This is a genomic window from Kiritimatiellaceae bacterium, from assembly GCA_013141415.1.
GTDB lineage: Bacteria > Verrucomicrobiota > Kiritimatiellia > Kiritimatiellales > Tichowtungiaceae > Tichowtungia.
In genome coordinates this window covers 85,866-101,819 of the sequence record JABFQY010000002.1, presented here as the reverse complement: position 1 = coordinate 101,819, position 15,954 = coordinate 85,866, and the positions used below count along the sequence as shown (strand labels likewise).

18 protein-coding genes and 2 tRNA genes are annotated in these 15,954 nt (G+C 57.0%); 6 read left to right on the top strand and 14 right to left on the bottom strand.

What is annotated here, in order from left to right; translation table 11 throughout:
* Positions 1-64 precede the first annotated feature (64 nt).
* From HOO88_03310 to typA, 4 genes are all read left to right on the top strand, one after another.
* Complete coding sequence (locus HOO88_03310) at positions 65-343, top strand: HPr family phosphocarrier protein (protein ID NOU35785.1); 279 nt, start codon at positions 65-67, stop codon at positions 341-343.
* 4 nt (positions 344-347) lie between these two features.
* A complete protein-coding gene (locus tag HOO88_03305) occupies positions 348-1,658 on the top strand; it encodes a DUF2851 family protein (protein NOU35784.1) in 1,311 nt (436 codons plus the stop codon).
* 65 nt (positions 1,659-1,723) lie between these two features.
* Positions 1,724-2,203: a peptide-methionine (S)-S-oxide reductase MsrA gene (gene msrA, locus HOO88_03300; GenBank protein NOU35783.1), complete on the top strand. Its 480-nt coding sequence runs from the start codon at positions 1,724-1,726 to the stop codon at positions 2,201-2,203.
* Between the two features lie 99 nt (positions 2,204-2,302).
* Positions 2,303-4,120: a translational GTPase TypA gene (gene typA / locus HOO88_03295; GenBank protein NOU35782.1), complete on the top strand. Its 1,818-nt coding sequence runs from the start codon at positions 2,303-2,305 to the stop codon at positions 4,118-4,120.
* A 26-nt stretch (positions 4,121-4,146) separates the two neighbouring features.
* Here the strand turns inward: typA and HOO88_03290 are convergent, their stop codons facing one another.
* From HOO88_03290 to HOO88_03270, 5 genes are all read right to left on the bottom strand, one after another.
* The gene (locus HOO88_03290) at positions 4,147-4,341 is read right to left on the bottom strand and encodes a hypothetical protein (protein ID NOU35781.1); all 195 of its coding nucleotides are present in this window, start codon (positions 4,339-4,341) and stop codon (positions 4,147-4,149) included.
* A 50-nt stretch (positions 4,342-4,391) separates the two neighbouring features.
* Complete coding sequence (gene larC / locus HOO88_03285) at positions 4,392-5,597, bottom strand: nickel pincer cofactor biosynthesis protein LarC (protein ID NOU35780.1); 1,206 nt, start codon at positions 5,595-5,597, stop codon at positions 4,392-4,394.
* Positions 5,598-5,634: 37 nt separating this feature from the next.
* On the bottom strand, positions 5,635-6,285 hold the full coding sequence (gene larB / locus HOO88_03280; GenBank protein ID NOU35779.1) for a nickel pincer cofactor biosynthesis protein LarB: 651 nt from the start codon (positions 6,283-6,285) through the stop codon (positions 5,635-5,637).
* A 20-nt stretch (positions 6,286-6,305) separates the two neighbouring features.
* A complete protein-coding gene (gene larE / locus HOO88_03275; protein ID NOU35778.1) occupies positions 6,306-7,118 on the bottom strand; it encodes an ATP-dependent sacrificial sulfur transferase LarE in 813 nt (270 codons plus the stop codon).
* A gap of 71 nt (positions 7,119-7,189) precedes the next feature.
* Positions 7,190-7,723, bottom strand: a complete 534-nt coding sequence (locus tag HOO88_03270) for a peptide chain release factor-like protein (GenBank protein ID NOU35777.1) — start codon at positions 7,721-7,723, stop codon at positions 7,190-7,192.
* Between HOO88_03270 and HOO88_03265 the strand changes: the two genes are divergently transcribed.
* Positions 7,697-7,772 (top strand) — tRNA-Gly (locus HOO88_03265). The genes HOO88_03270 and HOO88_03265 overlap by 27 nt on opposite strands.
* A 309-nt stretch (positions 7,773-8,081) precedes the next feature.
* On the opposite strand, the gene HOO88_03260 is transcribed toward HOO88_03265, so the two are convergent.
* The 9 genes from HOO88_03260 to maf form a co-directional block, all read right to left on the bottom strand.
* A tRNA-Ser gene (locus HOO88_03260) sits at positions 8,082-8,169 on the bottom strand.
* A gap of 11 nt (positions 8,170-8,180) precedes the next feature.
* On the bottom strand, positions 8,181-9,059 hold the full coding sequence (locus HOO88_03255; protein ID NOU35776.1) for a ParA family protein: 879 nt from the start codon (positions 9,057-9,059) through the stop codon (positions 8,181-8,183).
* A gap of 7 nt (positions 9,060-9,066) precedes the next feature.
* Complete coding sequence (locus HOO88_03250; GenBank protein ID NOU35775.1) at positions 9,067-9,846, bottom strand: 16S rRNA (uracil(1498)-N(3))-methyltransferase; 780 nt, start codon at positions 9,844-9,846, stop codon at positions 9,067-9,069.
* A complete protein-coding gene (gene dnaJ, locus HOO88_03245; protein ID NOU35774.1) occupies positions 9,843-11,036 on the bottom strand; it encodes a molecular chaperone DnaJ in 1,194 nt (397 codons plus the stop codon). The genes HOO88_03250 and dnaJ overlap by 4 nt, the downstream gene beginning before the upstream one ends.
* Entirely contained in the window at positions 11,036-11,563 is a 528-nt protein-coding gene (locus HOO88_03240) for a nucleotide exchange factor GrpE (GenBank protein ID NOU35773.1), read from the bottom strand. Before HOO88_03240 ends, dnaJ begins: the two co-directional genes overlap by 1 nt.
* A gap of 88 nt (positions 11,564-11,651) precedes the next feature.
* A complete protein-coding gene (locus HOO88_03235; GenBank protein NOU35772.1) occupies positions 11,652-13,106 on the bottom strand; it encodes a SpoIIE family protein phosphatase in 1,455 nt (484 codons plus the stop codon).
* A gap of 4 nt (positions 13,107-13,110) precedes the next feature.
* Positions 13,111-13,629, bottom strand: a complete 519-nt coding sequence (locus HOO88_03230; protein ID NOU35771.1) for an STAS domain-containing protein — start codon at positions 13,627-13,629, stop codon at positions 13,111-13,113.
* 80 nt (positions 13,630-13,709) lie between these two features.
* Positions 13,710-14,387 carry a 16S rRNA (cytidine(1402)-2'-O)-methyltransferase gene (rsmI, locus tag HOO88_03225; GenBank protein NOU35770.1) on the bottom strand — a complete coding sequence of 226 codons (678 nt, stop codon included), beginning with the start codon at positions 14,385-14,387 and terminating at the stop codon, positions 13,710-13,712.
* A complete protein-coding gene (maf, locus tag HOO88_03220) occupies positions 14,387-14,947 on the bottom strand; it encodes a septum formation inhibitor Maf (GenBank protein ID NOU35769.1) in 561 nt (186 codons plus the stop codon). Before maf ends, rsmI begins: the two co-directional genes overlap by 1 nt.
* A gap of 53 nt (positions 14,948-15,000) precedes the next feature.
* On the opposite strand from maf, the gene HOO88_03215 reads away from it, so the two are divergent.
* Complete coding sequence (locus HOO88_03215; GenBank protein NOU35768.1) at positions 15,001-15,951, top strand: SDR family oxidoreductase; 951 nt, start codon at positions 15,001-15,003, stop codon at positions 15,949-15,951.
* Positions 15,952-15,954 lie beyond the last annotated feature (3 nt).

The window sequence follows — 15,954 nt, the reverse complement described above, 5'->3', positions numbered from 1 at the left end:
AACGGGAAGTGTTTCTGAGATAAGGATTGAAAAAGCTGCCGCTGTGCGCATGATTTGCCGCACTATGGTTGAGGTAAAGGCAGTCATCAAAAACGAGGCGGGCATTCATTGCCGACCGACGGCCGTTATCACTCAGACCGTTGCCGGATTCAAAAGTACGGTCACCGTCACGGCCCCTTCGGGCTCCTGCGAGCTGGGCTCCGCGCTGGAGCTGATGATTCTCGGCCTTGAACACGGCACCCAAATCACGATTCAAGCAAACGGCTCCGACGAAGCCGCCGCCGCCGCGAAATTCAAAGAACTCTTCGAAACCGAGTTCGACTTTCCTAACGCGGGGCGTTGAACGGATGTATGCCGCACCGCCCATTCCGGAAACGTTTTTCCCGAACGCGGCGGACTACCGCAAACTGATTTCTCCCGGCGAAGTCCGCGAAACCGCTGGACACTATTTCCCGTACAGCGAACGTCATCTGCATGCGCTTTGGTTCGACAACCGGTTGCGTCCGCAAAATCTGAAAACGTCGCGCGGCGAACCGGTGACGGTTGAAACTCCCGGCCGCTGGAATCTCGAAGCCGGGCCGGACTTTTCCGGCGCGGTACTTCTGATTGGTCGCGAGAAGCGGCGCGTGGCAGGCGACGCCGAGATTCATATTTTTCCCAACGACTGGAAAAACCACGGGCACCACACCGATCCGCGCTATTCAAACGTCCGATTTCACATCACCTGGTTTACTGGGAAAGTTGACGAAACGCTTTTCCCGCCCGGAACCGTTCATATTGTTCTGGCGGATAGTTGCACCGCCGATCTGGAGAGCATCGATCTTTCCGCTTATCCGTATCACGAGCCGCGCGCCACGGCGGAGTTTCCTATGGTTGAAAAATCGCCGGACGAAATTATCCGCATATTGGAAAGCGCGGGCGAAGAACGGCTCCGGCAGAAAACGCTGCGGATGGCCTGGCTGATTCAGCGGCGCGGCGAAGCGCAGGCGCTCTACGAAGAAACCGCCGCCGCGCTCGGCTATAAACACAATAAGGCGCCGTTCCGTAAACTGGCGCAGAGACTTTCGCTCGAAGCGCTCACGCCGTACGGCGCGGACTGGAAAACAGTTTATGCCGTCTTGCTTGGCATCTCCGGACTGCTTCCGAAACAACCTGCCGCCAGCTGGCCGCAATCTTCCAAAACAGAACTGCGCTCCCTTTGGGATTGCTGGTGGCGCGAACAGCATAAATGGGAAGAGATCGCGCCGCTCGATAAAAGCGAATGGCGGCTCGCCGGTGTGCGTCCGCTGAATCATCCGGTTCGCCGCCTATGCGCTTTGGCGCAGTATATTGCTCTCGGGTCTTTCCAAACACCGGAGGACTGTTACTGGAGCCGTCATGCGGGGTGGACGGGAAAAGAAAAGCCGGCGGAGCTGGTCGGCCAAGACCGGTTAAATGCGATTGAGTTAAACGTGATCGCGCCATACCGGTTGGCGAAGGGGGATAGTTCGGCTTTGAACAATCTGCCGGTCGAACCGATGAACAGCGTCATCCGAGAAACGGCCTATACGCTCTTCGGCCCCGACCATTCGCCGAAGCTTTACCGCACGGCGCTGGCGCGTCAGGGGCTCATTCAGATGTTCCATGATTTCATCCTTCGCGGTACAATGCCTTCATGAAAGCGATGCTGTTCAGCGTGCTGATTGCCGCAATTGCCGGACATTCTCCGGCAGAGGAGGGCGCTATGAAAACCGAAAAAGCCACGTTTGCCGCCGGATGTTTCTGGGGCGTTGAATCCGCATTCCGGCAGGTGCCCGGCGTGATCGACACGCAGGTCGGCTATACCGGCGGAAAAACGGAGAAGCCGACCTATAAAGAGGTCTGCACCGATGCCACCGGCCATGCTGAAGCGATTGAAATCACGTTTGACCCGGCGAGGGTCTCGTACGGAAAACTGCTAGAACTCTTTTTCAAGATGCACGATCCGACGCAGGTTAACCGGCAGGGGCCGGACGTCGGTACGCAATATCGCTCGGCGATCTTCTGCCATTCGCCGGAACAGAAGGCCGCCGCCGAAGCCGCCAAAGCTGCACAGGATAAGAGCGGAAAATATAAAAAGCCGGTCGCGACGCAGATTCTGCCTGCTGGGCCGTTCTACCGCGCTGAGGAATATCACCAGCGCTATTTTGAGAAAAACGGCGGCCCCGCCTGCCACATTTTTTGACCGCCGCCGCCTCGGAATTCAGGACACACAGAATTAACGCCCGAAAGGTTGCTTTTTCCGGGCAGGTGCGTAGATTCTCCGCCCTTATCCGGAGAATTTATGAGAAACGAGCAAATCCGCAATGTCGCGATTATCGCGCACGTCGACCACGGCAAAACCACGCTGGTCGATCAGATTATTAAACAGGCCCACATTCTGCGCGACAACGAAGCGTTCCAAACCTGCCTGCTCGACAGCAACGATCTGGAGCGCGAGCGCGGCATTACCATTCTATCCAAGAACATCAGCATTGTTTATAACGGCGTGAAGATCAACGTGATCGACACCCCCGGCCATAGCGATTTCGGCGGACAGGTCGAGCGCGTACTCAACCTCGCCGACGGCGTACTTCTGTTGGTGGATGCTGCTGAAGGTCCGATGCCGCAAACCCGCTTCGTTCTGGACAAGGCGCTTGAACTGAATTTGAAACCAGTTGTAGTTATTAATAAGGTGGATAAGCCGGATGCGCGCTGCGACGAAGTTCACAACATGGTTTTCGATCTATTCGCCGAACTCGAAGCGAATGATGACCAGCTTGATTTCCCGGTGATCTACGCCAGTGGCCGTGACGGCTGGGCTGTCACCGACTTGAACGACCCGCGCGACACCATCAAGCCGCTGATGGATGCCATCGTGAAGTACATTCCGGGTCCGCCGGTCAAAGAAGGTCCGGTTCAGATGCAGGCGACCACGCTGGACTACAACGACTATGTTGGCCGTATCGGCATCGGCCGCGTTTACCGCGGTACACTCGACCTGAAAACGCCGACTTGCATCATCAAGCGCGATGGATCGGTACGGAATGTTCAGCTCAAGGAACTGCAAACCTTCGAAGGCCTCGGCCGCGTTAAGACCACCAGTATTCCGTGCGGCGACCTTTGCGCCATTTCCGGAATCATGGACATCGATATCGGCGATACCATCGCCCACGCCGAACATCCCGAAGCACTGCCGCTGATCGCGCTCGACGAGCCGACTCTTTCCATGGCCTTCCGAGTCAACGATTCACCGTTTTTCGGTAAAGACGGCAAATTTGTTACCAGTCGCCACATTCGTGAACGGCTACTTAAGGAAACCGAGCGTGACGTCGCGCTACGCGTCGAAGAATTCGGCGGCGACTCCTTTATCGTCAGCGGTCGCGGCGTACTACACCTTTCCATTCTCATCGAAACCATGCGCCGCGAAGGCTTCGAGCTGACCGTCGCACAGCCGCGCGTTATTTTCCGCACACATCACGGCGTGAAAGAGGAGCCTATTGAAATTCTGACGGTGGACGTGCCGGACGAATACGCCGGCAAAGCCATCGAACTGATCGGTATGCGCCGCGGTGAAATGATCCGCATGGATCAGCTTGGCCTGCGCAAAAATATGACCTTTCACATTCCCACCCGCGGACTGATCGGGCTGCGCAGCAAGATGATGACCGCCACGGCGGGCGAAGGGATTATTAATCACCGCTTCCTGCACTACGCGCCCTATACCGGCGAAATCAACCACCGCAACAACGGCGTGCTGATCAGCATGGGCAACGGAGGTTCGGTTGCGTTTGCGATCGACGGCCTGCAGCAGCGCGGCATCTTCTTCATTGATCCGGGCGTAGATTGCTACGAGGGCATGATTGTCGGCGAGCACTGCCTCGACAAGGATCTGCTCGTCAACGTCCAGAAAGCCAAACAGCTTACCAACATGCGCGCCTCCGGTTCCGATCGCGCCATGAAGATTGCTCCCGCGCAGAAACAGAGCCTTGAAGAAGCGCTGGAATACATCAAAGACGACGAGCTGGTTGAAGTCACGCCGCACAACGTTCGCCTGCGCAAACGCTACCTCACCGACAACGAACGCAAACGGATGAAACGCTCCGCCGCCGACGAGGAATAAATTTTCCGATAATCGGGAACAGCGACTTAGTGCAGGAGCCAGTAGACGACGAAGGATCCGCCGGAAACCATCAGCACGCCTGTGGCCAGCGCAATAAGCAGACATCCGGCATAGCGGGCGTCCAGCTTATAGCCGATTTCCTGGCTCAGCGTGTCACGGTACGGATTCGGAATTGGCGGGTCGCGGCGCCAAAGCCTTTTTCTGGATGCCTGTGCATTCATATTCGCGTTGGCGCGCAATGTAGGGGATTCCCTCTCAGAAATCAACGGCTTTAATTTCTTATTGAAGCCAGCACTTCTTTAAGCGGCACGCCAGTAGCCGTCGCGATCTTTCGGCAGTCATCCACTTCCGGTGTGACCGTGCAGACGTTGCCGTTGATGGAGCTGATCTTCATCCGCACAGTGCCCCACGGTGTGTTGACGGTTTCTTCGCGGCGCTCGGCGGCCGTACGCTGCACAGTGTAGCGGCGGATTCCGATCGTCGTGGTTTCTGTGAAAATTATTTTTTCCACTTCGTCCTGAAGTGCGGCAGGCGCCAGCACGGAAAGTGTCACGGCCGGGCGGTTCTTTTTCATCTGAATCGGCGTTAGCCAGACATCCAGTGCGCCGGCTTTGAAAAGCCGCTCCATCACATAATCGAAAATCTGCGGATTGCAGTCGTCGATATTCGTTTCCATCACCAGCAGTTCGTCGGATTTTTCCGTAATGGTGCCGAGCTGCACACGCAGGACATTCGGAATATCGAGATCCCAGCCGCCCGCGCCGTAGGCGATTTTTTCAGAAACAAAACCGGCGGGCCGGTCGCCGAAGCCGTCGCACAGTACGGCGAGCAGCGCGGCGCCGGTTGGCGTCAGCAATTCTTTTTCAATATCGCCGTGCGTGTACGGAATGCCGGTCAAAAGTTCCGCTGTCGCTGGTGCTGGGATCGGCATGGCACCGTGGGCACATTGGATTATGCCGTGTCCGGTGCGCAAATTTCCGGCGTAAACTTTTTCGATGCCGAGCGCTTCGAGTCCGAACACCGTTCCGATGATATCAATGATGGCATCCACGCCGCCGACTTCATGAAAATGAATTTTCTCCACCGTTGTGCCGTGCACCTTGGCTTCCGCTTCGGCAAGCCGGGTGAAAACAGCAATGCTTCGGGCTTTCACCGTCGCGGAGAGATTCGCGCCCTCGATGATTTTTACGATGTCGGCGAGATGGCGGTGCGGCTGGTGTCCGTCGCGATCCAGCACTACATCAAAATGCGTCGCGCTGATTCCGTGCTTCACGACTTTTTCTATTTTCAACTGATAGCCAGAAACGGGCAAAGCGCTCACCATGTTCCGGAAAACGTTTTCCGGAAGCCCGGCGTCCAGCAGCGCACCGACAAACATATTGCCGCTGATTCCGGCAAAGCCGGAGAGGTAGAGAGTGGATGAGTGGAGTGCTGGAGTGTTGGAGTGTTGATTTACTGCTGTTTTTTTCTTTTCCATTATTCCAGTACTCCCTTACTCCAATACTCCACTCTTCCTATCTCATCGAATTCATCATTCCGGCGAGGCGGCCCGCGCCGAAGCCGTTGTCGATATTCACCACCGCAATGCCTGCGGCGCAGCTGTTCAGCATACCGAGCAGGGCGGCCAGTCCTTCAAAACTCGCGCCGTAGCCGACGCTCGTCGGCAGCGCAATCACCGGCTTATTCACCAGTCCACCGACTACGCTGGCGAGCGCGCCTTCCATTCCGGCGGCGACGATAATCACATTGGCGCTGCGGATTTTTTCTTCCTGCGCGAACAGCCGGTGAATTCCGGCGACGCCGACATCGAACACGCGCTCAACGCGATGGCCCATCAGCTCCGCCGTCAGCGCGGCCTCTTCGGCAATCGGGATATCGCTGGTTCCGGCGGTTATCACGAGAATGAAGCGGTCGGGGTCAGGCGTAAGCGTTTCCTTGCGGACGATGATCAGTTTGGCGGTTTCGTGGTATTCCGCTTCCGGCACCAGTTTTTTAACCGCCGCAAAGGTCTCGGCATTGGCCCGCGTCGCCAGAATATCATGTGCGCCCTGATTCATCCGCTCGACAATCTGCGCCACCTGCTCCGCCGTTTTGCCTTGGCAGTAAATCGCTTCCGGCGCGCCGCACCGCTCCGTGCGATGATGATCGATCTTCGCGAACCCCATTTCCTCGAACAGTTTTGGTTTCATTTCAAATCCTGATTCAGGCTGCCCATTTTGTAGCCGGATAAATCCAGCGCGACGTGATGAAACCCAAGTGATTTCAGTTTGCCGGAGATCGCCCGCGCCGTTTCCGGCTCCGCCAGTTTTGAAATCCATTCTGGTTCGACTTCGATGCGTGCCAGCGAGCCGTGGTGCCGTACGCGGAGCTGGCCTTTGCAAAACGGACGGATCAGTTTTTCGGCTTCTTCGACCTGCCTTAGCCGTTCCGGTGTCAGCGGCAGTCCGTATTCGATACGCGAGGCGAGACAGGCGGCGCTCGGCTTCTCCCACGTCGGCAGGTTCCACTGTTTGGAAACTTCGCGGATTTCCGCTTTGGTCAGTCCGGCTTCTTTGAGCGGACTGCGCACGGCGGGCAGTTCTGCGACGGCGCGGCTGCCGGGTCGGTAGTCGCCGGCGTCGTCCACGTTGGTTCCTTCGACAATCCATGAATAACCGCGGTCGGCGGCCCAGCCGACGAGCGCCTGAAAACGTATTTTTTTACAGAAGTAACAGCGCTCGGCGGAATTGGCGGTGAAAAGCGCGTCGCTGAACTCGTCGGTCTCGAGCAGAACATGCTTCACGCCGATCTTTCCGGCCAGTGTTACCGCCTCGGCCTGTTCGTCATCGGTGAGCGTGGCGGAAACGGCGGTGACGGCCAGTACATTTTCTTTTCCGAGTGCGCGGACGGCGGCGGCAGTCAGAAAGGTGCTGTCCGCGCCGCCGGAAAAAGCGACGACCGTTTTTCCTAATGACTGGAAAATTTCTTCCAGCCGATTCAACTTTTCTTCCGTTTTCATTTTCTAATGTAGGACAGGCTTCCAGCCTGTCTGCGGTGCATGGGTAGACAGGCTGGAAGCCTGTCCTACTTTCATTCTTCTTTCATCGGACGACGCAGCGCCTTTTTTTCGCCGTGCTTATGTTTTCCATCGAGCATTTTGTTTTTGGCGCGGCGGGAACGTCGGCGTTTCTGGCGGCGGATCTTTTCCTGCTCCTGCTGCCGTTTGCTTTGTGCGCCAAGTTTTTGCTCTTCCAGCTTATCGCACAGGTCGCGGCGGGCGAAAAAGCGGTTTGATCCCTGCAGGCGGGAAGACTGGCATTTGACTTCCATGCCGGACGGCGCATGGCGCAACTGGACGCAGGAAGAGGTTTTGTTAACTTTCTGTCCGCCGGAGCCTGACCCGCGGATAAAATTTTCTGTCAGCTCCTCTTCGCGGATGCCCAGCGCGGCCATCCGTTCGTACAATTTTTCCCATTTTTCCTGCGTAATCATGCGGACAGAAGCAAACCATGAACGGCGGACGGAGAACAGCGGCAAATTTTCAAATTCCGGCTTGCAAAGGGGTTCTATATTCGCATAATCGCCAACCTTTCTAACGCGGGTGTAGCTCAGTTGGTAGAGCATCACGTTGCCAACGTGATTGTCGACGGTTCGAATCCGTTCACCCGCTCCATTTCATTATGGGCATTTACGACAGAGATTACATGAAAGCGCCGTCGGCGCGATCCCGCCATCCCAAACCAACGCCTTGGCAACGATTTCGCTTTTGGCTGTGGACGGTGTTTAAAAAGAAATAATAGCCAGCCTTCGCGTAAAGCTCCGGCGAGGCAACTTTCGCTCTACGAAAGTTGGCGGAGGAGGAGGGATTGACGTTCACTTTGTTCACTGCCCCGAAGTTTCGGGGCCTGTCTCGGCCGGCGGCCTCGGCTCGAACCCCCGTGGGGTTCTCATCCCTTTGAATCAGTTTTTGCGGCGCAAAAACTGGCGGAGGGGGAGGGATTCGAACCCCCGATACCTTGCGGTACACACGATTTCGAGTCGCGCGCCTTCAACCACTCAGCCACCCCTCCGCGAAAAGGTGTTACAAGGTAGTGTCTTCGGTAGTGTCTGCCAAGCCATTTTCGAACGGTTCAGCGGATTCATCCGGCAGGGAATAAATGGATGATGCGTCCGGCTTCGGAATGCGCTCCGCATCCTGACGGTTGAGGAATTCTCTGGCCAGCAGACGGTAGGCGTTGGCGCCCTTGGACGCCGTATCGTACTCGGTGATCGGCTGGCCGTGGCTGGGCGCTTCGCTCAGCCGGATATTGCGCGGAATATATGTTTTATACAGCCGGTCGCCGAAATGTTTATGAACTTCCGCCGCCACCTGCTGGGCCAGATTGGTGCGTGCATCGTACATCGTCAGCACAATCCCTTCGATTTGCAGTCCCGGATTGCCGGCGGCGCGCACCTGTTCAATAATTCGCAGCATGACGCTCAACCCTTCGAGCGCCAGATATTCCGCTTGAATCGGAATGACGATCGAGTCGGCGGCGTAGAGCGCGTTCATGAAGAGGATGCCGAGCGACGGCGGGCAGTCGAGCAGGATCACGTCATACTCATCCTGCTCAACAATTGGGCGCAGAGCGTTTTTGAGGCAGTGCAGATAATTATCCTGACGGGCGATCGCCACTTCGCAACCGGCCAGATCGAGTTCCGACGGAATCACATGCAGCCGCTTGGTCGCCGTCGGCTTAATCAGCGTACGGGCGTCGGCTTCGCCGAGCAGCGCGGAATAGATGCTCGCGCCGTCTTCCTTTTCGAGGCCGACGCCGCTCGTCGCGTTAGCCTGCGGATCGAGATCGATCAGCAGAACATTCTTACGGCGTTCGGCCAGCGCGGCGGCCAGATTGACGGCCGTCGTCGTTTTACCGACGCCGCCCTTTTGATTCGCGAGTGCAATAACTTTAGTGCTCATGTGCGGGCTAGAATAGCTCATAAGCCAGCACGCTCAACCCGAAAATGGCGGCGGTTTCGGTTCGCAGGATTTGGTTGCCGAACGTAACGGGAATCGCGCCCGCTACGACGGCGGCGTTTACTTCTTCTTCCGTGAAATCGCCTTCCGGCCCGATCAGCAGGGCGGCGGTTTTGATATTTGGCAGGGCAAGCGAGACGCTTGCGGTACGTATCGCCGCCGTCCCGGCGGCCTTGGATAAATTTCTGAAGGCTTCCTTAAACGGTTTGGCCTCCGGATGCAACGAGCCGATGAAAACAGCATCAAAGTTTCCAATGGTTGGAATGATCCGTTCCATTTTTTCCAAGGGTTGGAAGTCCGGCAGCCAGGCGGTGCCGCACTGCTGGGCTGCGTTACGGATGATCGCTTCGCCGCGTTCAGCCATCTTTTCAATTTTACCGGCGGGCAAACTGGCATTTTTTGTAATGACCGGCTGAATCCGGCGAATGCCCAGTTCGGTGGCTTTTTGCAGGATCAGTTCAAAGCGGTCGGGTTTGCAGACGGATTGGATCAGGGTGATTTCGACAGCGGGCGGCGGAACCGTTTCGCGCGCGGTGATCCGGACGGTTACTTCTTTTTTCGTAACGGAATCAACGACGCCTTCGGCGCGCATTCCTTGTCCGTCGAAAAGTGTCAGCTCCTGACCGGCCTCGACGCGGAGAACCCGCGCGAGGTGGTGCGACTCTTCGGGCGAAAGCACGACGATGTCGGCTTTCAGCGCCTCAGGTGTCACGAAGCTGTTAATCCTCATTTCTCTTTTTCCAAAGCCCGTTTGTGTTCGTAGAATTTTTCGGCCGCCTTGTGCATCTTCTGCGTCAGCGGGAAATTCTTTTCGGTGAACAGCGCGACGGCTTCTTCCAGCTTTTTCTTTTCCTTGCCGCCGAGTCCCTGCGGAATTTCAATCTGCACGACGACGTGCTGGTCGCCGGTGCCGTAGCGCGGACTGGTGATGCCTTTGCCTTTCATCCGGAACACTTTTCCGTTTTCCGTGCCAGCCGGAATTTTCAGTTCCGCGCCGCCGTGAATGGTCGGTACGTGCACTTCGCCGCCGAGCGCGGCGATATAAAACGGCACCGGAACTTCGCAAATGATATCGAGGTCGTTGCGTTTGAAAAATTCATGTTCACGAACGTGCAGGACAATGTAGAGATCGCCCGCCGGGCCGCCGCGCAGTCCGCCTTCGCCTTTACCGGCGATACGCAAACGCGAGCCGGTTTCAACGCCGCCGGGAATTTTTACGTCGATGGTGCGTTTGTTGCGAACCAGGCCCTGTCCGCGGCATGTGGTGCAGGGTTTTTCAATGACCTGGCCGGAGCCGCGGCAGGTCGGGCAGGTCTGGCGGAACTGAATAAAGCCGCCGCCGTTGACGACCTGGCCCTGGCCGCGACAGGTCGCGCAGGTTTTCCGTCCGGAGCCCGGTTCCGCGCCGCTGCCTTTGCAACGGTCACAGGTTTCGTTGACGTTGATGCGGATTTCGCGCGAGGAGCCAAGGACGGCTTCCTCGAAATCGATTTCGAGATCGAAGCGCAGATCGGCGCCTTCCTGCGGAGCGTTGGGGTTTTGTGACCGTCCGCCGCCGCCGAAAAAGTTTTCAAAAATACTGCCGCCGCCACCGGATGCGCCCATGAAGGTGCGTAACGCTTCTTCAAGGTCGATTCCGCCGCCGCCGAATCCGCCATAACTTCCGCCGCCACCGCCGCCGCGTCCCGCGCCGAAGGCGGCGTGGCCGAACTGGTTGTACTGCTGGCGTTTTGTTTCGTCGCTCAGTACTTCGTAGGCTTCGGAAACTTCCTTAAATTTTTCTTCGGAGGCTTTGTCGCCGGGATTTTTGTCTGGGTGATACTGAATGGCCATTTTGCGGTAGGCCTTCTTGATCTCCTCGGCGGACGCGCCTTTAGCGATTCCCAGCACTTCGTAATAATCTCTTTTTTGACCGGGCATTATTCAGATTCCTTCTGTTCGGCGGGGCCGCTGGAGATGATGACCTGCGCGGCGCGCAGCAGTTTGTCGCCGAGCATGTAGCCGCGGCGCACCTGTTCCAAAACGGTTTCCGCCGGTTTGTCCGACGGCATGTGCAGGATCGCTTCGTGGCGGTGCGGATTAAACGGTTCGCCGACGGCGTCGATCGCGGTGACGTTGAATTTCTTCAGGACATCCAGTAGCTGGTTATAAACCATGCGAAACCCTTCGGTGACGGAGCAGTCGGTCTGGTGGGCTTCCGCGCTTTTGAATCCCATTTCGAAATGGTCAATGACCGGCAACATTTCAAGGCAGATTGCTTCATTGGCGAACAGGAAAAGCTCGCCGCGTTCGCGCTGAGTGCGTTTACGGAAGTTGTCGAAGTCGGCCTGCAGGCGGAGCATCTGATTTTTCAGCGGTTCTTCCGCTTCAACCTCCGGCGTAACGACCTGTTCCGCGGCGATGTCCGGCTGTTCCGGCGCGTCTTCTTTTCTGTGTTTTTTGTTCATGATTCAGATTCCTCTATCGGACGCTGTAAAGGCTGTCCAAGGGTTGGAAAAATACGCATTTATGACGGTTAGTCAATGCCGGACAGAATCAGTGGACTTCGAGAGCGAGCAGGGTCATATCGTCGTACTGCTGCTGCGCACCGATGTGCCGGGCCAGTTGTGAGCGGACAGCCTGAATGAGCACATCCACTCCGCCGGACGTTTCGGTATTGATGGTTTGAAGGAGGTTGACGGTTCCCCACTCCTCATTTTTCTCGTTGAGCGCTTCGGTGATGCCGTCGGTATAAACCACCACGACATCGCCGGTGGCGAGCTGAATGGACGCGTCTTTAATGGCTCCGTCAAAAATTTCTGCATCGGCCAGACCGATCGCAATGCCGGCGGAATCGAGTGCTTCGGGCGTGTTCTGCCCGATCCGTTTAAGCAGCGGGCGTTCGTGGCCGGCGCGGGCGAATTTGAGTTCGCGGGTGCGGGTATTGAGCACCATATAGAGCATCGTGATGAACATGTCTTCGGCAAGGTTGGCGCTTAGAACGCGGTTAAGCTCAGAAAGCATGCGCGCCGGACTTTTTTCCTGCGGTGCGCGGGCCCGCAGAACGCCCTGACAAACCGCCATCATCATCGCCCCGCCAATGCCCTTGCCGGAAACGTCGGCAATCGCGATGCCGAGGTGATCGCTGTCGATTTGAATGACGTCGTAATAGTCGCCGCCGATGTTGAAAGCGGGCAGGTTGCAGGCGGCCAGTTTTACGCCTTCAATATGCGGGAGCTGTTGCGGAAGCAGGGAAGCCTGAATCTGCTGGGCCGCCTGCATATCGCGGTCGAGCTGCCGCTTACGATCCAGATCGGCCTTGAGTCCGGCATAGTGAACCGGCACCGAGGCTTGATCGGCCATCGCCTGAAGCAGGTTGAGGTCGCCAGCGGTGAAAGGCTGTCCGTCGGTGCGGTTGGCAAGCGCGATAACGCCGAGCACTTCGTTACCGAAGCGCATCGGCACGATCAGCAGGGATCGGATTTTTAGAAATTCATCGGTGTAGTTTGGAACCCGCGCGTCGATTTCCGCATCTTCGATGATGATGCCGTTGCCGATTGCGGCGGCAGAACCGACGAGGCCTTCGCCGTCGGCGACCGGACGGGTTTTTACCAGCGTTTCGAGGTGCTGCGACTTGGCCAGGAGCTGTTCGGTATGCACCTGATCGGCATCGTAGAGCGGCGGGAAAATGCCGGAGACGGCGCGGGCGAACAGTTGGGTGCGGTCGGCGTTGTAAAGATAGGCGACGCCGGACGCGGATTTTCCGGTTTTGGTGGCGAAAAACAGAATGCGCTTCAGGAGCGACTCGATGTGGATTTCTTCCGCATCGGCAAATACCTCGCCGATGTTATGAATGAAATCGAAAATAACCTCACGTTCCTGCCGCAGCGCCAGATTCTGGCGCCGAAGCTGGCGGCTCCGGCAGAATATCCGGCAGAGCAGGGCTGACAGAACTGCGCCGAGCATGAAAATCAGAAACAGGGTCGCCCATGATGACGGGTGTTCAGTCATAACTTTAGTTAAGCCGGTCTACGTCAGCCTTCAGGTATTCAATGACGCGTTTAAAGCGGGGCCGGTTTTCTTCGCTGAGCTCAACCAGAGTTTCGTGCGCCTGCAGCGCGGTTTCGGCCAGCTCTTTTTTTGTCGCCGATGCCGTCGGCAGCGATTCTGCGGGCTGATTCGGCAGCTCGTGTCCGTGGCTGTGGCGGTAATGAGTGATGACATGATCCACGCCCAGCGTGGCCAGCAGGGCTTCGTTTTTTTCTGAAAGGTTGATCAGTTCCAATGTCTGTCCGCTCTGTTTCAGCCGTCCGGAAAGTCCGGCGAGAACGCCCATAAAGGTACTGTCCATGCCGATGCAGTCGTCCAGGTCAAGCACCACAAAAGTGACGGGTTGTTTTGCGGCGACCTCGGCAATGAACTGCTTCAACGTGGCGCTCACCTTAAAAGAGCCGCGTCCGGTCACCCGGATAAACACTTTCTCGCCGACAATCGCGGCCTGTAAATCGTCGTTGCTTTGTTCTGGTTCAGGCATAAGTCAAAAATTCCTCAATTTCAGGACGGCCAAAGTCTAGTCGGCACCATAAGGCAGTGCAAATGATAAGATGCAAAACCTTATTCCGCCGAATCAATGATGACCACGCATTCGCCCTTGACGGTGCGCTCGCCGAACCGCTGCCGGATTTCCGCCGGAGTACCGCTGAGCAGCTCCTCAAACTTTTTGGTCAGTTCGCGCGCTACAAAAACCCGCCGTTCTGCGCCCATGACCGCTTCGATTTCTTCAAGCAGTTTCAGCAGGCGATAGGGCGATTCATAAAAGATGGCTGGAACCGGTAGAGCGGCGCACTGTTCCAGAGTTTTACGGCGGGCTCCGGGTTTGCGCGGCAGAAACCCGGCAAACAGAAACCCGTGTCCGCCGAATCCGCTCAGGGCCAGCGCGGTCGTCACGGCCGTCGGGCCCGGCGCGGACGTAATTAGAACGCCTGCCGCGCGGCAGGCTTCCACGACGCGGGCTCCGGGATCGGAAATGCAGGGCATGCCGGAGTCGGTTACCATCGCCACGGCTTCGCCGCGCCGGATGCGCTCGATAATTTCGTCGCACCGCTGCACTTCGTTGAATTTGTGGCAGCTGATGCAGTGGGTTTTTATCTCAAAGTGGTTCAACAGGTTACGCGTTGTCCGCGTGTCTTCGGCAATGACCAGCGACGCCTCTTTGAGCGTGGCAATGCCGCGCGCGGTCATGTCGCCGAGATGGCCGATCGGGGTTCCCACAATATAAAGACCTGCGTCCATTAGAATTTCTCCAACGCTTCAATGACTTCGCAAAGCGGCAGACCGACCACATTCGAGTAGGAGCCGTCGATGCGCCGCACCATGCCTGCCGCGCCGTTTTGAATCGCATAAGCGCCCGCCTTATCGAGCGGGTCGCCGGTTTCGACGTAGGCGACAATTTCTTCTTCGGAAAGGTCGCGGAAAAGAACCGCCGTAGCGACATGAAAGCAGACGGTTTTTTCCGCTGAGCGCAGGCAGACGCCGGTGATCACCTCATGCATTTTTCCTGACAGCAGATGCAGCATCGCTTTGGCATCGGCGGAGTCAGCCGGTTTACCGAGAATACGACCCTCGGCGGCCACCACGGTGTCCGCGCCGAGCACAATTGAGTCGAACGGAGGCTTTATGCTTTCCGCTTTTTCCCGTGCGGTACGGACGGCGTACTCCACCGGCGTTTCTCCGGCGTGCAGTTTTTCGTCGGCATCCGGGCGGACGACCGTGAAAGCGATCCCCGCGCTTTGCAGCAGTTCGATCCGCCGCGGCGATGTGCTGGCCAGAATCAGTTTTTGTTTGGTTTCCATAGGTTGGAAAGATAGCATCGCCCTGTTTTTGAAAAGCAGAGGATAAACAACGCATGAAGAATTACCACTCCAATAAACGGGTTCTAGTCACGGGCGGCGCGGGATTTCTCGGCTCCCACCTGTGCGAAGCACTGCTCCAACGCAACTGCGATGTCGTTTGCGCGGACAACTTTTTCACCGGACGGCGCGGCAACGTGGCGCATCTGCTGGACAATCCCCGCTTCGAAATCCTGCGGCACGACATAACGTTTCCGCTGTTTGTCGAAGTGGATGAAATTTTCAATCTGGCCTGTCCGGCCTCGCCGCCGCACTACCAGCACGATCCGGTACAGACCACCAAGACCAGCGTGATCGGCGCCATCAACATGCTCGGCCTCGCCAAACGCGTCGGCGCGAAGATTTTTCAGGCTTCGACCAGCGAAGTGTACGGCGACCCGGAAATTCATCCGCAGCCGGAAAGCTATTGGGGCCGCGTCAATCCGATCGGAACGCGCTCCTGCTACGACGAAGGCAAGCGCTGTGCGGAAACCCTCTTCTTTGATTATCACCGCCAGAACCGCGTCAAAATCAAAGTCGCACGAATTTTCAACACCTACGGCCCGAACATGCATCCCAACGACGGACGCGTCGTCAGTAACTTCATCATGCAGGCTTTGCGCGGCGAGCCGATCACCATTTACGGCAGCGGACAGCAGACCCGCTCATTCTGCTACGTCAGCGACCTGATTGCCGGTTTTCTGAAACTGATGGATTCGCCGGACGACGTCACCGGCCCGGTCAATCTCGGAAACCCCGGCGAGTTCACCATGCTGGAGCTGGCTGAAACGGTCATCAAGCTGACCGACTCCAAATCCGAACTGATTTTCAAACCGCTTCCGTCCGACGACCCGAAACAGCGCCAGCCGAACATCACCGTCGCCAAAGAAAAGCTGGGCTGGGAGCCGAAAGTGCCGTTGCAGGAAGGGCTCAAGCACACGATCCAATACTTCAAACAGTACGCCTGACCG